At 71.3% G+C, this 13,642-nt stretch carries 13 protein-coding genes; 8 read left to right on the forward strand and 5 right to left on the reverse strand.

Annotated features, from left to right (window positions below; all coding sequences use genetic code 11):
* The first annotated feature begins 91 nt into the window (after nt 1–91).
* Genes BQ2383_RS00480 through BQ2383_RS00505 form a run of 6 tightly spaced genes read left to right on the forward strand, consistent with a single transcriptional unit; the run spans nt 92 to nt 6,107 of the window.
* Complete coding sequence (locus BQ2383_RS00480; protein WP_091027552.1) at nt 92–1,276, forward strand: ROK family transcriptional regulator; 1,185 nt, start codon at nt 92–94, stop codon at nt 1,274–1,276.
* Nucleotides 1,273–2,286 (forward strand): Gfo/Idh/MocA family protein, encoded by a 1,014-nt coding sequence (locus BQ2383_RS00485; RefSeq protein ID WP_091027555.1) that lies wholly within the window; start codon nt 1,273–1,275, stop codon nt 2,284–2,286. Before BQ2383_RS00480 ends, BQ2383_RS00485 begins: the two co-directional genes overlap by 4 nt.
* Nucleotides 2,283–3,308 carry a Gfo/Idh/MocA family protein gene (locus BQ2383_RS00490; protein WP_091027557.1) on the forward strand — a complete coding sequence of 342 codons (1,026 nt, stop codon included), beginning with the start codon at nt 2,283–2,285 and terminating at the stop codon, nt 3,306–3,308. The genes BQ2383_RS00485 and BQ2383_RS00490 overlap by 4 nt, the downstream gene beginning before the upstream one ends.
* Nucleotides 3,309–3,346: 38 nt before the next feature.
* Complete coding sequence (locus BQ2383_RS00495; RefSeq protein ID WP_091027559.1) at nt 3,347–4,564, forward strand: aminotransferase class III-fold pyridoxal phosphate-dependent enzyme; 1,218 nt, start codon at nt 3,347–3,349, stop codon at nt 4,562–4,564.
* The gene (locus tag BQ2383_RS00500) at nt 4,561–5,310 is read left to right on the forward strand and encodes an amidohydrolase family protein (protein ID WP_091027560.1); all 750 of its coding nucleotides are present in this window, start codon (nt 4,561–4,563) and stop codon (nt 5,308–5,310) included. The genes BQ2383_RS00495 and BQ2383_RS00500 overlap by 4 nt, the downstream gene beginning before the upstream one ends.
* Entirely contained in the window at nt 5,307–6,107 is an 801-nt protein-coding gene (locus tag BQ2383_RS00505; protein ID WP_091027561.1) for an amidohydrolase family protein, read from the forward strand. Before BQ2383_RS00500 ends, BQ2383_RS00505 begins: the two co-directional genes overlap by 4 nt.
* Nucleotides 6,108–6,134: 27 nt before the next feature.
* Here the strand turns inward: BQ2383_RS00505 and BQ2383_RS00510 are convergent, their stop codons facing one another.
* Nucleotides 6,135–6,449: a hypothetical protein gene (locus tag BQ2383_RS00510; protein ID WP_091027562.1), complete on the reverse strand. Its 315-nt coding sequence runs from the start codon at nt 6,447–6,449 to the stop codon at nt 6,135–6,137.
* Nucleotides 6,450–6,881: 432 nt separating this feature from the next.
* Here BQ2383_RS00510 and BQ2383_RS00515 point away from each other — a divergent pair, with 432 nt between their 5' ends.
* Nucleotides 6,882–7,676: an SDR family NAD(P)-dependent oxidoreductase gene (locus BQ2383_RS00515; protein ID WP_091027723.1), complete on the forward strand. Its 795-nt coding sequence runs from the start codon at nt 6,882–6,884 to the stop codon at nt 7,674–7,676.
* A gap of 27 nt (nt 7,677–7,703) precedes the next feature.
* Here the strand turns inward: BQ2383_RS00515 and BQ2383_RS00520 are convergent, their stop codons facing one another.
* From BQ2383_RS00520 to BQ2383_RS00535, 4 genes are read right to left on the reverse strand one after another with little or no spacing between them, the layout of a single operon-like run.
* Complete coding sequence (locus BQ2383_RS00520) at nt 7,704–9,746, reverse strand: hypothetical protein (protein ID WP_140403272.1); 2,043 nt, start codon at nt 9,744–9,746, stop codon at nt 7,704–7,706.
* Nucleotides 9,743–10,981, reverse strand: a complete 1,239-nt coding sequence (locus tag BQ2383_RS19430) for a S26 family signal peptidase (protein WP_208617593.1) — start codon at nt 10,979–10,981, stop codon at nt 9,743–9,745. Before BQ2383_RS19430 ends, BQ2383_RS00520 begins: the two co-directional genes overlap by 4 nt.
* Nucleotides 10,978–11,601 (reverse strand): SipW-dependent-type signal peptide-containing protein, encoded by a 624-nt coding sequence (locus tag BQ2383_RS00530; RefSeq protein ID WP_167381501.1) that lies wholly within the window; start codon nt 11,599–11,601, stop codon nt 10,978–10,980. The genes BQ2383_RS19430 and BQ2383_RS00530 overlap by 4 nt, the downstream gene beginning before the upstream one ends.
* 19 nt (nt 11,602–11,620) lie before the next feature.
* Entirely contained in the window at nt 11,621–12,187 is a 567-nt protein-coding gene (locus tag BQ2383_RS00535; RefSeq protein ID WP_091027570.1) for a SipW-dependent-type signal peptide-containing protein, read from the reverse strand.
* A gap of 353 nt (nt 12,188–12,540) precedes the next feature.
* Between BQ2383_RS00535 and BQ2383_RS00540 the strand changes: the two genes are divergently transcribed.
* The gene (locus BQ2383_RS00540) at nt 12,541–13,545 is read left to right on the forward strand and encodes a magnesium and cobalt transport protein CorA (protein WP_091027726.1); all 1,005 of its coding nucleotides are present in this window, start codon (nt 12,541–12,543) and stop codon (nt 13,543–13,545) included.
* The last annotated feature ends 97 nt before the right edge of the window (nt 13,546–13,642 follow it).

Below are 13,642 nucleotides of genomic sequence, written 5' to 3' on the forward strand. Positions count from 1 at the left end.
GTTTCCCGTTCGAGAACAACAAAGCTTGATCTGAGAATTCGGTGTGCTAATTTGATCGCACCCGACGACGGAGAAGAAGAGGGGGCAGCACATGGCCGTGAACAGTCCGCGTTCGATCGTCGCTCGATCGGCTCTGCAGCTGCGTGACGCAGGCCCCGCGACCGTCAACGACCTCTCCCGTTCGCTCGAGATCTCGCGCACGTCGGTCGAGAACGCCGTGACCGTCCTTGCCGACTCCGGACTGATCGTCGACGCCCCGGCGCAGAACGGCGGCGGAGCCGGTCGCCCCGCCCGCCGCTACTCCTTCCACGCGGCCGCCGGCACCGTGGTCGGCGTCGACATCGGCGTCGCCAGCGTGCGCGTCGTGCTGGCCGACCTCGCCGGGGCCGTGATCGTGCAGCGCAGCTACGCCGGCGTCGCCGAGCAGCCCGACGGCGCCTCCAAACTCGCCGCCGTCATCGACGACGTGCGCCGCACCCTGTCCGACGCCGGGATCCCCGCGTCGAAGCTGCGCGCGGTCGGCGTCTCCCTCCCCGGCATCGTCGATGACGCCGGGCGCGTGACCACCTCGGTCGTCATCCCCGAGTGGTCGGGCATCGACATCGGCTCGCAGCTGCGGCAGGCGTTCGGCTGCCCCGTCGCGGTCGACAACGGCGTGCGCCTGGCGGCCGTGGCGGAGCACCACCTGGGTGTCGCACAGCTCGTCGACGACGTCATCTACCTCTCGGTCGGCAACCGCATCGCGATGGGCCTCATCCTCGGCGGTCGCCCGCGGCGCGGCATCCACAACGCCGCCGGTGACATCGGCCGCCTCGCCTTCCGCGGGCTGAACACCGAGACCGGGCAGATCTCGTGGCGCACCGCGCCGACCGCCGCCGAGGTCTTCGCGAGGGCACGCGGCGGAGACGCCGCAGCGCAGCAGGAGCTCGACGGCTTCATCGACGAACTCGCCCACGGGATCGCGACCCTGACGATGACGGTCGACCCCGCGATGATCGTGATCGGCGGCGGACTCTCCGCCGCACACGAGCAGCTGCTCGACCCGCTGCGGGCAGCGCTCCCCGGACACCTCGGCCTGCCGTTCCAGGTGCCGCTCGCCGAGGCCCGCCTGGGCGCCGAGGCCGCGGCGCACGGTGCGGTCGTGCACGCGTTCCAGCGGCACGCCGCCGAGATCTACGGCATCGACGACATGCCGGCCCCGCCCATCACCCCCCTGCCGGTCGAGCCGGTCGGGGCGGACGACACGACCCCCGAAGACCCCGAGGAGAAGCAGTGAGCACGTTGAAGGTCGGACTCATCGGAGCCGGCGGCATCTCGCGCGTGCACGCCGACGCCTGGCGGGCGCTGGGCGCCGAGGGGTACGTCACCTCTCTGGCCGGTGCCGAGGAGATCGCCGAGGAGTACGGCTTCGAGCTCGTCTCCGACGTCGACACACTCATCGGGCTGGTCGACATCGTCGACATCGTGACCCCCAGCAGCACCCACGCCGACTTCGCCCTGCGGGCCATCGCGCACAGGCGCGACGTCATCTGCGAGAAGCCGCTGGCCGCGACCGCCGAGGCCGCCACCACCGTCGCCCGCGCGGCCGAGGAGGCGGGCGTGCGACTCTTCCCCGCCCACGTCGTCCGGTACATGGGCGAGTACGCGCAGATCAAGGCCGGCATCGACGCCGGGCGCATCGGCACCCTCGCGGTGCAGCGGTTCAGCCGCGCCGGCTCCGCCCCGCAGACGCCCTGGTTCTTCTCGGAGAGCACCGGCGGCGGCGTCATCCGCGACCTGATGATCCACGACATCGATCAGGCGGTCTGGTTCGCCGGCCCCGTCGCCACGGTCTTCGCGGTGCAGAACCCGCCGACCGTCGACGACCGAGTTCCCGCACCCGTCACCGCGCACGTCGTGCTGACGCACCGCAGCGGCGTGATCAGCCACCTGCACGCCAGCTGGGTCGCCCCGGGCATGCCGTTCCGCACGAGCGTCGAGGTCGCGGGATCCGAGGGCCGGCTGCGCTACGACAGCGCCGAGGACGCGTCGCTGCGCACGGATGCCGTGCTCGACGCCGGCGCCACCGATTACCTGCCGCCGATGTCGCCCGAAGAGAGCCCGTACTACGCCGAGATCGTCGACTTCGTGGCCGCGTTGCGCGAAGGCCGCGACGCCAGGGTGAGCCCGGCGGATGGCATCGAAGCCGTCGCGGTCGCCGAGGCCGCCTACGCCTCGATCGCCGCCGGCGCCGCCGTCGCGCTCCCCACCCCCGACCGCACCGAGGCCGAGGAGGCCGTCCGATGACCGCCCCCACCCCGCTGCGGATCGCCGTGCTGTCGTTCGCGCACACGCACGCCCTGAGCTACGTGCACGCGCTGAAGGACATGCCGGGCGTCGAGCTGATCGCCGCCGACCCCGACGGCGCCACGGCTCCGGACGACGCCCCCCGCGGTGCCGCACTGGCCGCCGAGCTCGGTGTCGCGTACGTCGAGACCCACGACGAGGCCTTCGCCTGGAAGCCGGATGCCGTCGTGATCGCCGCCGAGAACTCCCGGCACCGCGCGCTCGTCGAGCGCGCGGCCGCCGCCGGGGTGCACGTGCTGTGCGAGAAGCCGCTGGCCACGACCGTCGACGACGCCATCGCGATGCGCGAGGCGTGCGAGCAGGCCGGAGTGATCCTGATGGTCGCGTACCCGGTGCGTTTCGCGCCGAGCGTGCGCGACGCGATCGCCGAGCTGCGCAGCGGCCGCCTCGGCAAGGTCCTCGGCGTCACCGGCATCAACAACGGCAAGCTCCCGCAGGATCGCGCCTGGTTCACCGATCCCGAGCTGGCGGGCGGCGGCGCCCTCGTCGACCACGTCGTGCACTGCGCCGACCTGCTCGACGAACTGCTGGGCGAGCGGGCGCAGTCGGTCCGCGCGGTGTCGAACAGCATCCTGCACGCGGAGCGCGAGCTCGCGGTCGAGACCGGCGGACTCGTCACGATCCAGTACCCGAGCGGGGTGATCGCCACGATCGACTGCTCGTGGAGCTGGCCGATGAGCTCGGCCACCTGGGGCGGACTCACGCTGCAGGTCGTGGCCGAACGCGGCACCGTCACGGTCAGCCCCTTCGCGAAGGGCGTGGCCGGGCACGACGCACACGGCGAGACCTGGAGCCCCGTCGGCGCCGACCTCGACGCCCTGCTGCTCGAGGAGTTCGTCCGCGCCGTGCGCGAGGGCCGGCAGCCGCAACCCGATGCCGGCGTCGGCATCCGCACGGTCGAGATCGCCAAGGCCGCCCAGCTCTCCGCAGCCCGCGCCGGCGAGGTCATCACCCTCGGCTAGACACCGCACCGCAGGATCCGCACGGCAGAGAGGCCAGCATGCACACCGCGCACAGCACCACCGGATGGCGACAGCGCGCGCTGGCCGTGATGCCGGTCGGGTCGAGCACCAACTCCAAGGCGCCGACGCTGCTGCCGGAGGAGCCCGAGGTCATCGTCCGCGGGCACGGATGCCGGGTGTGGGACGACCGGGGCCGTGAGTTCATCGACTACCGCTGCGCGCTCGGACCCGTGACCCTGGGCTATGCGGATCCGACCGTCGACACCGCGATCCGCGCCCAGCTCGACGACGGCATCCTGTTCGGCCACCCGCATCCGCTCGAGACGACCACGGCCGAGCTGTTCTGCTCCCTCGTGCCCGGTGCCGAGGCCGCGCGCTTCCTGAAGACCGGCGGCGAGGCGCTGGCAGCCGTGATCCGCATCGCCCGCGCACACACCGGTCGCGACCGGGTCGTGCAGATCGGCTACAACGGCTGGCTCAACTCGCTCGCGGCGGGCGCGCGGGTGCTGCCCGGGGCGACGACGGATGCTGTGCCCGGCGTTCCGGCCGCTCTCGCCGCCCTGCACCACGCGGTCGACTGGGAAGACCGCGCGACCCTGGATCGCCTGTTCCTCACCCGCGGTTCGGAGATCGCGGTCATCGTCGTCGCCGCCGACTACCCGGCGATTCCCGAGGCGGCCGGCTTCTACCGCTACCTGCGCGACGTCGCCGACCGGCACGGCGCCCTGCTGGCCTACGACGAGATGGTCACCGGCTTCCGAGTGGCGATCGGCGGCATGGCCGAGGCGACCGGAGTCCTCCCCGACCTGTCGGTCTTCGGTAAGGGCATCGCGAACGGGATGCCCCTCGCCGTCTACTGCGGGCGCCGGGAGGTGCTCGGCGTGCTCGACCGCGGCGAGGTGGTCGTCACGTCGACCTACGGCGGCGAGACGCTGTCGCTCGCGGCAGCCACCGCGACGATGACCGCCATCCGCGACCGTGACGTGATCGCGCGGCTGCTCGCCTCCGGCACGCGACTGCAGAACGGCCTGAACGCGGTGTTCGCCGAGACCGGCTCCGGCATCCGGCTCGTGGGACACCCGGCGTGCCCGCAGTTCGTCGGCGCCGATGCCGAGATCCAGGCCTTCCTGCGGGCGGCGTTCCGCCACGGACTCTCCTTCTATCGGGTCGTCTACGTCAGCGCCGCGCACACCGACGCAGACATCGACGAGACGCTGCAACGCGCCGCGGTCGCCGTGCGTGAGGCGACGACATGACCGGCATCGACGCGCACACGCACCTCGACGAAGGGCGGTTCGACCCCGCGGTCTTCGAGGCCGGTGACCGCCTGGGCATCGAGCTGTTCCTGTGCAGCAACCTCGGAAGCTTCCAGGCCCACCCGAGCCTCGATGAAGTGCGGGAGATGAACGACGTGCTGGCCGGCGAGCTGCGCCGATACCCCGACCGCCTGCGCGGCTACTGCTACGTCAATCCGCGCTTCGGCCGCGACAGTCTCGACGATCTGCGCCGCAACGTCGAGGACCGCGGGATGATCGGCATCAAGCTCTGGATCGCGACTCTTGCCGACGATCCACTGAGCGATCCGATCCTCGAGTACGCCGCCGAGCACCGGCTGATCGTGCTCGCGCATGCCTGGCGCAAAACCGTCGGGCAGTTCCCCTACGAGTCGACGGCCGACCACATCGCCGCCGCAGCCCGCCGTCATCCCGACGTGCGCTTCCTGATGGCGCACCTCGGCGGCCAGCCTGAGTCGGCCGTGAACGCGGTCGGCTCCGTGCCGAACGTGGCCGTCGACACCTCGGGCACGATCATCGGCGCCGGAGAAGTGGCACTCGCCGTGGAGCGCCTCGGCCCCGACCGGGTGGTGTTCGGATCCGACCTGCCCCACATCGACCTCGCGGCCAACGTCGGCAAGGTGCTCGGCGCAGGGCTCGACCCCGATGCCGAGGAGCGGGTGTTCGGCGGCACGGTCGCCCGCTGGCTTGCGGAGGTCGCGTCATGACCGTCCAGGCGCGACGGATGCTCCGCGCGTTCGCCGACCTCGGTGCGACCGACACCACGTGCTTCTTCGGACAGTGGCCGTACCGGCTCTCCGCCGCCGCGGATGCCGATGCTTTGCGCGCTCACGCCGAACGCCTCGGCCTGCGCTCGGTCTGGGTCTCGCACCTGGCGTCCCTGTTCGGCTTCGACACCCGCACCGGCAACGAGGCCGTGCTCGCCGCGTGTGCCGATGACCCGCTCTTCCGCGTGTTCGCGACGATCGATCCGCGCGACCCGACCTGGCGCGAGGAGCTCGACGATGCCGTGACCGCCGGCGCCCGCGGCGTGCGCGTCGCCCCGGGCTTCCACCGGTACGAGGTCTCTGCCGTACGCCCCGTGCTCGACGCGTGCGCCGACCGCGGGCTCCCCGTACAGCTGATCGCCCGGCTCGACGACGCCAGGGTTCGGCATCCGCTCTCCCCCGCCGTCGACCTCGAAATGCACCGGATCGCCGACCTCGTGCGCGAGAGTCCGGCTGCTCCGCTGCTGCTGAGCGGCCTCAACCGCGCGGATGGGATCGAGCTGAAGCGGCATCTCGGCGACGCCGCGCCCGAGTGGCTGCGGCTCGACCTCTGGCACGTGAACGGCCCCACCGCTGTCGCCGACGGTCTCGGCGATGACCCGGAGCGCTGGGTGTTCGGCAGCGGTTTCCCCGTACAGACCCCGGAGGCCACGGCGCTGCAACTCGCAACCTCTGCGCTCCCCGACCACGCCCTGCGGGCGATCACGTCCGGCAACGCCGCCACCCTGCTCACCTGACGCCGCGCGCCACCCGGTGCGCGGTGGTCAGCCGATGGGGAAGCTCTTGATGTCGGGACGACTGTCGTCGCGCGACCCGGAGAACAGGCCGGGTGCGTCGATGACGAAGTCCGCCTGCGCGGCGATCAGGTCGAGTCGTGTCGTGAGGGAAGCGTGCAGGCTGCTCCATCCGGTCACGACGGCCGCGAAGCCGCCCGCTGCGACCGTCATCATCTCGGGCGACCGAACGATGGCGCCGTACGCGAACCACCCGGCGATCAGCATGATCGCGACCGCGGAGCATCCGGCGAGCCATCGCAGTCGGACCCGCAGCTGCTCTGTCCGATCCGCATCGTCGTCCATGAAGCCCCCGCAATCCGTTACCGCACCCATCCCCGTCCTGTGAAATGTTACACGTTGCCCCCTCGACGCTCAACGAAACGAGGCGAACGCGGGGGCGGTGCCCCGCGTTCGCACGTCCCCCCGGCGTGAACCTTCACAGGCCCACGTCGGGGGGCGCAGCCCGGTGCGGGAGGGGGAGGCGCACCGAGAACAGGCGGCTTTCGCCGCGGCCAGTCGCGGTGGTCTCGAGTGGATCGAGATCCGCGTCTCGTCCGAGCCGGCCACTCCCCAGTGCCGTTCTCGAACAACGATGAGTCCACTCTATATGACATTCGACCAGCTAACGTTTTACCTTCGTCCACGATCTCGCCGGATCACTCCGACCCCACGGGCATGGAATCGACGCGACTACCGTTGCATCAGCAGGCAGCATCCGTCACGGAGGGAACCACCATGCGCATCGATCTCGCGGGCAGGACCGCACTCGTCACCGGCTCCACGCAGGGCATCGGGCGGGCGATCGCCGCGGCACTGGCCGACGCCGGCGCCCGCGTGGCGGTCAACGGCCGCAAGCCCGACACGGTCGCCTCCGTCATCGCCGAGATGCAGCAGGAGAATTCCGAACGCGATCTCGTCGCCGCCGCGGGCGATGTCACCGATCAGGCCGGAGCGGATGAGGTGCTGGCCGCGACCGGCGACATCGACATCCTCGTCAACAACCTGGGGATCTTCGGCGCGACGCCCGCACTCGAGATCACCGACGACGAGTGGCGCCGCTACTTCGACGTGAACGTGCTGGCAGCCGTGCGCCTCATCCGCGCCACGCTCCCCGGCATGACCGCTCGCGGCTGGGGTCGGGTGCTCGACATCGCCAGCGACTCGGCCGTGGTGATCCCCGCCGAGATGATCCACTACGGCATGTCGAAGACGGCCCTTCTCGCGGTGTCGCGCGGGTTCGCGAAGGAGGCCGCGGGCACGGGGGTGACCGTCAACTCGGTTCTCGCGGGTCCGACCCACACCGGCGGCGTCGAGGACTTCGTGTACGAGCTCGTCGACCCGAAGCTGCCGTGGGACGAGGCGCAGCGCGAGTTCATGCGGCTGCATCGCCCGCAGTCGTTGCTGCAGCGGCTCATCGAACCCGAGGAGATCGCGAACATGGTCGCCTACCTGGCCTCCCCACTCGCCTCCGCGACGACCGGCGCCGCGGTGCGGGTCGACGGCGGCTACATCGACTCGATCGTCCCCTGAGACGGCGGCTGCTGGCCCGCCCGGCCGTCACCCGAGCACGGCGAGGAAGCTGTCATACCAGGACGCCATGACCTTCGTGGCCGTGTGGGCGAGGGGCACGCGCACCGGCGTGCTGAAGGTGCCGGTGGTGGTACCCGCCCCCGCCCCGCCGGTGTCGTTCAGCCCGGCGAAGTAGACCTCGCCCGACTCGAGCAGGAATACCGTCGAGTCGTTGCCCATCGCGACATCGGTGGCGACGGTACCCGCCGGCAGTGCGACCGGGGTGAGCGTCGCGCCCGGCGCGGCCGAGCTGCCGGTGCCCTGGGAGCTGCTGGTGTTGGCGCCGAGTGCGTAGACCGTGCCGTCGGTCATGATGACCAGCATCCGGTACTGCCCGACGACGACCTTCGCCGCAGTCTTCCCCGCCGGGAGCGTCTTCTCCGCGAGATAGAACGTGCCGCTGCCGCCGTAGGCCGTCGTGCCCGCCGTGAACAGTCGGCCGTCGTCGGTGACCACGGCCGACGACTGCCAGCCGATGCCACCGGAGGAGACGCCTGTGATGGGCGCACCCGGACCGGTGAGCATGAGCAGCCCCGCCGATCCGGCCGCGGCGCTCACGGATGCGCCCTGCGCGGAGTAGCCGTAGCTGTCGGCGCCCGCGACCATCGCCTGCCCGTTGCTCAGCACCATGAAGACGGCGCCGAAGGGATTGACCTCGGCGGTGAGTGCGCCCGCGGGCATCGTGTAGTTGTCGCTCACGCGCTGCCAGTAGCGGGTGTTCGTGTAGGCAGCGCCGAAACCGTCGAGCTCGTTGATGCCGGTCGCCCACACACCGCCCGCCGCATCGACCGCGACGGAGGAGAGCTGGTCCGTGCCGGTGCCGATGTGCGTGATGTTCCCGAGCTGCGCACCGGGGGCGGTGAGCGCGGCGACGACGCTCGTGCGATTCGTGGCGGTGCCGTCGCCGATGATGCCGGAGGCGTTGTAGCCCCGCCCCCACAGATTGCCGTTCTGATCGGCGTAGAGCAGCGTGGAATAGCTGGAGCCGACGGCCGTGGCACCCGTGATGGTGAGGTTGTCCCAGAGCGGGACGGCGCTGGTCCGGGCGCCGGTGAGGTTGTCCGAGCCGGTCTGCCCCTGTCCCGAATATCCCCAGGACACCAGCGGCACCGAGGTGACGGGCTGCCCGGAGAGGATCGTGAAGGCGCGAGGGGACTCGACGCGCACCGGCCCCTGCGCGGGCTCGGAGCGGTTGGCGACGACGCGGAAGTCGACGGTTCCGGTCGCGCTGGTGGTGAATGTGCCTTCCCCGAGGTCGGCGAACGTGCCCGATTCGAACGCCAGGCCATCCGGGAGCACGATCGTCACCTCGGCGTTCGGGACGACCGCATTCGAGGCGATGTCGCGGACGGTGACCGTGTACACCGGCGTGCGTCGGCGGTCCTGCAGCGCCGGCGGCAGCGACGACGTGGCCGAGGTGCCGACGGGGATCACGCGGGAGATCGGCAGCGTCGCCGCGGTCAACCCGGTCAGCGTGAGGGTGTGCCCCAGGTCGCAGGTCGCCGAGCCGAGCCCTCCGCTCAGGGTCCCGACCGAGACGGTCCGGGTCGCGACATCCGATCGCCATTCTGTCCCGGCACGCGTGGACACCGCTGCCCCTACGCTCGCGCCCGCGAGTGGCCCCAGCGCGGCGTCGAGTTCCGACGCCGTCGCGGTGAAGGTGAACGTGTAGAGGCCGGCGGCCGGCCCGGTCACCACGATGCGATCGGTCGGCGCTTCGAAGACGGTTCCCGCGGTCACCGAGAAGGCGAGCAGCATCCGTGCCGGGTCGTCGAGCACCGACGTCCAGGTGAGCGTGACCCCGCTCATGGCGCCGTTCGTTCCCTCGTTCTCCGTCGTACAGGCGGTGATGGTGGGGACGTCAAGGGTTCCGGCTTCGACGGGTCCGCGCGCGTACTGCGCATCGAGCCACGCCGCCTCCGTGATGCCGAGCAGCGCATCACCCCGCACACCGGCGGGCGACGCCGTGAGGGTCATCGCGGCGAGGCAGGCGGCCGTCAGCAGCAGGAGGAGTCTGCGGAGCACCCTCATCGCCGCCCCCTCGGGCTCGGGCGTCGGCGGGCGAGGAGCGCGATGCCGATGCCGACCAGCACCGCGGCGGGCGCGGCGAGCAGCGCCAGACCGGAGCCACCGGTCGGAGGCAGCTCCGATTCGCCGTCGATCCCGGTGTCGACAGTGTCTCCGCCCGCAGTGGCCCGCACCGTGACCGAGGCGCCCGCCGCGCCGGCCTCGGGAGACTGCGGCTGCGCCGTGAGAGCCACCTGCACGTACGCGACGGCCGGTGTCGCGGTGGAGAGCAGGTCTTGCCAGACGCCGTCCGCCGGCAGCGGCCCCTCCGGACGCAGCAGCCGTTCGCCCGAGGGGCAGGTGCCGTCGGAGAGCCACGGCTGCCCGCAGGCGCGGACCTCGGCCCGCAGTCCGAACGCCGGGTCGCCCACCGACGAGATGGCGATGGCGAGGTCGCCGTCAGCCGGGGCCGCCGACGCGTCCACGTCGAGGTGCCAGCGCAGCGGGACCAGCGGGTCGAGCGCCTGCACGCCGGCACCGGCGAGGTCGGAGCGCACGCTGAGGTAGTCCGATCCGGTCGCCGCGGATGCCGGTGCCGGAGCGAGAGTCGCGCTCGACGCGCAGACCGCCAGCACGAAGAGCGCCGCCAGCACACGGGCTCCCGCCGCCGCGCGGCCCGCGCTCTCCCCGTCGCCGGGCGGGTCCACCGCGTCGGCAGGCTCCGGGGGCGGGGCTTCTGCGTCGTCAGTCCGCGGCCGCCTCGGCCAGAAGGCCCAGCCGACGAGGAACGCGGTGGCGAGGGTGAGCGATCCGAGCACCCAGGGGTTGCCGAACTGTGCGATCACCGGTGCGAGATACGGCACCGAACCGCGCACGATCCGCGCCTCGGCGAGCGTGTACGGCATCGGGTCGTCGACGACGTTGGCATCTCCGCGCATCGTGATCACGCGTTCTGCGGCTACGCTCCCCTCGCCGACGCTCGTGACCCGGTGCGTGATCGGCAGCGTCCCTGCCCGGTCGACGGTCACGACGTCGCCGACGACGATCTCGGATGCGGGGATCCGCTGGACCAGTGCGACCGAACCCGCCGGGATCGTGGGAGACATCGAGCCGGTCTTGAACATCATCAGCGAGTAGCCGCCCGTGAACGCGAGCAGGGCGAACACGAGGCACGCCGCTCCGCCGACCGCCGCCGCGGCCAGCAGGATGTCACGGACGAGGCGGCCCGTCCGTGCAGCACGGCGCGAGAAGGCCGTCATCCCGTGCTCCCCGTGATGACCCAGGTGGGCGTGAGCTGTGCGCCCTGGGCGGCCGCCGGCGCATCGGGCGGGAGCGTCAGGACGACGCAGTACGTCACGGTGGAGGCGCCGGCCGGTTCGATCTGCTGCGCGGGGAGCACCGGGACCTGCGTGAGCCCCGTCACCTCGACACCCGGCGTGCTCGCGGTGCATTCGGGCGGAGTGGGATCGGTCGACGACGTGACCGATGCCCGCACCAGGAGCGCATCCCGGAGCGCCTCCTCCGGACTGCCCGCCGCGGGCTCGACCGCGAGCGACACCCCACTGAGGAGCACGTCCCCCTCCACCGATCCGGTCGCCTGGACCTGCACCCATGCGGCCGCGCTCTCCCCGGGGAAGAGCGGGGAGAGCGTCCAGCTGAGGGCGGCGGCGGCGTCTTCGGGGTGCGCGGTGAAGCCACCGGCATCCGTCCGCGATGCGAGGGCGAAACTTCCCGCCGTGAACGGCGAGCCCGCCAGCTCGCTGTCCGACCAGGAGGCGAGGCTCCCGGCTGCGCCCACTCCGAGCAGGAGGGCGCACGCGAGCAGCGCCTGAACACGCGTGAACGTCTTCAGGCCGCGAACCCGCGCCTGTCGAACCACGATGGCCGTGCCGAGGTGACTACTGCGAGACGGCGTCCCACTGCCAGACCGCGGTGCCGGTGTCGCCCTGCGTGATCGTCGCACCGGCGGTGACCTGCAGGCACAGGTAGACGATGTCGCCCGGATCCATGGTGGCGGGCACCGCGGTCCCCCCGGCGAACGCGGTCGCGTCGCATCCGAAGGTCGTCGTGGACACCGCGCCGAACGTCAGCTGACCGGCGAGGTCTCCCGTCACGACGGGCGCGACGGCGGTGAGTCCCGCGGGAGACGTGCTGGCCGCGGTCAGTTGCAGCGCGAAGGGCGCGTACACGACGTCGTCCGGCGCGAGGTTGTCGAAGCCGGTGCTGAACGTCAGCACCGCCGCGTCGCCCTCGACGGCGTGGTCGGCCCAGGCCGCCCCATCGGTCGATCCCTGGAACTCGAACGTCCCTGCGGCGAAGTCGCTCGTCGCGAACTCCGAGTCATTCCACGCGGCGAGTGTCAGCGCGGATCCCACGCCGACGACGAGCCCACCGGCGAGGACGGCGTAGATCTTTCTCCGGGTCTGAGCAGCGCGCTCGGACCCCTCCAGAACAGTTCGTACCATGATTCCTCCTGGTCATCCTGCTCCCCCGCGTGCAGCATATACATAGGATTCATCCAGCAAAAGCCTATGTTCGCCGCTCTCGAGACCCGCCGCGGGCGCCTCTTCCCAGGCGACGGGGGTATGCTGACCCGTTGGGTCGTTCGACCCGCAGAGTCCCGAAAGGCGGTGATGGCGATGTCCGGTGATAGTTACGACGCCGCCCTCGCTGCGTCGCGACTCCCTGCGTTCATGCGTTGACCTTCGGGTCCGCTCTCGCACGTCCTTCCCGCAGCCGTCGGCGGCGTCATCCGCCCCCTGAGGAATCCGCGCACGGAGCTTCTGCTGCCGTGCACCTGCGAGAACGGAGCCGCATCATGGCGCTCATCGACAACGGCGTGTACGTCCACGGACGTCGCGTGGAGACCCCGAAGAACCTGGACGAGACCTACCGGATGCTGGATGCCGCCGGCGGCATCGCCTGGATCGGCCTGTATCGACCCAGCCCGGAAGAGGTCGCGTCCGTCGCGCGGGAGTTCGACCTGCATCCGCTCGCGGTCGAGGATGCGCTCTCGGGGCACCAGCGCTCGAAGGTGGAGCGCTACGGTGACACCCTGTTCGCCGTGCTGCGGCCGGCGCGCTACCGCGACAAGGAGGAGTCGATCGAGTTCGGCGAACTGCACCTGTTCGTCGGCCCCGACTTCGTGGTGACGATCCGGCACGCCGAGTCCCCGAACCTCGCCGCCGTGCGGATGCGCATGGAGGCCAACCCCGAGCTGCTCGCGATGGGCCCCGAGGCGGTGCTCTACGCGATCCTCGATGAGGTCGTCGACGGGTACGAGCCGATCGTGGCGGGCCTGCTGAACGACATCGACGAGATCGAGGACCAGCTCTTCGGCGACGGCGACGACGACAGCGCGCTCTCCCGGCGCATCTACGAGCTCTCCCGCGAGGTCATCAACTTCCAGCGGGCCGTGCATCCCCTGAGCGGGATGCTGGAGTGGCTGCGCCGCGGGTCGGAGAAGTACCGCATCGACGAGGAGCTGCAGCGGTCGCTGCGCGATGTGCTCGACCACACGATCCGCGTCAACGAGCGCGTCGACTCGTTCCGGGCGATCCTCGAGAACGCGCTGACCGTGCACTCCGCGCTCGTCGCCCGCCGTCAGACCGAGGCCGGGCTGGCGCAGAACGACGAGATCAAGAAGATCTCCTCCTGGGCGGCGATCATCTTCGCGCCGACGCTGGTCGGCACGGTGTACGGCATGAACTTCGACGTGATGCCCGAGCTGCACTGGGCCTTCGGGTATCCGATGGCGATCGGCGCGATGGCTGCGTTCGCCGTCGCGCTCTACGGGGTCTTCCGCTACAAGAAGTGGCTGTAGCGCCACCGCGACGGGCGGAGAACTCGCCGCCGGGCGGAGGATCCAGGTGCATTCTTCCGCCCGATGCGGAGTTCTCCGCCCGACGGCGCGCTGAACC

Source organism: Microbacterium oxydans (genome assembly GCF_900095745.1).
GTDB classification, from domain to species: Bacteria; Actinomycetota; Actinomycetes; order Actinomycetales; family Microbacteriaceae; genus Microbacterium; species Microbacterium oxydans_B.

Bases quoted from the DNA above. Each gene is read 5' to 3' on its own strand.
- BQ2383_RS00520 (WP_140403272.1), bottom strand. From the start codon at position 9,746: ATGAGGGTGCTCCGCAGACTCCTCCTGCTGCTGACGGCCGCCTGCCTC.
- BQ2383_RS00540 (WP_091027726.1), top strand. From the start codon at position 12,541: ATGGCGCTCATCGACAACGGCGTGTACGTCCACGGACGTCGCGTGGAG.
- BQ2383_RS00510 (WP_091027562.1), bottom strand. From the start codon at position 6,449: ATGGACGACGATGCGGATCGGACAGAGCAGCTGCGGGTCCGACTGCGA.
- BQ2383_RS00500 (WP_091027560.1), top strand. From the start codon at position 4,561: ATGACCGGCATCGACGCGCACACGCACCTCGACGAAGGGCGGTTCGAC.
- BQ2383_RS00480 (WP_091027552.1), top strand. From the start codon at position 92: ATGGCCGTGAACAGTCCGCGTTCGATCGTCGCTCGATCGGCTCTGCAG.
- BQ2383_RS00505 (WP_091027561.1), top strand. From the start codon at position 5,307: ATGACCGTCCAGGCGCGACGGATGCTCCGCGCGTTCGCCGACCTCGGT.
- BQ2383_RS00535 (WP_091027570.1), bottom strand. From the start codon at position 12,187: ATGGTACGAACTGTTCTGGAGGGGTCCGAGCGCGCTGCTCAGACCCGG.
- BQ2383_RS00495 (WP_091027559.1), top strand. From the start codon at position 3,347: ATGCACACCGCGCACAGCACCACCGGATGGCGACAGCGCGCGCTGGCC.
- BQ2383_RS19430 (WP_208617593.1), bottom strand. From the start codon at position 10,981: ATGACGGCCTTCTCGCGCCGTGCTGCACGGACGGGCCGCCTCGTCCGT.
- BQ2383_RS00515 (WP_091027723.1), top strand. From the start codon at position 6,882: ATGCGCATCGATCTCGCGGGCAGGACCGCACTCGTCACCGGCTCCACG.
- BQ2383_RS00490 (WP_091027557.1), top strand. From the start codon at position 2,283: ATGACCGCCCCCACCCCGCTGCGGATCGCCGTGCTGTCGTTCGCGCAC.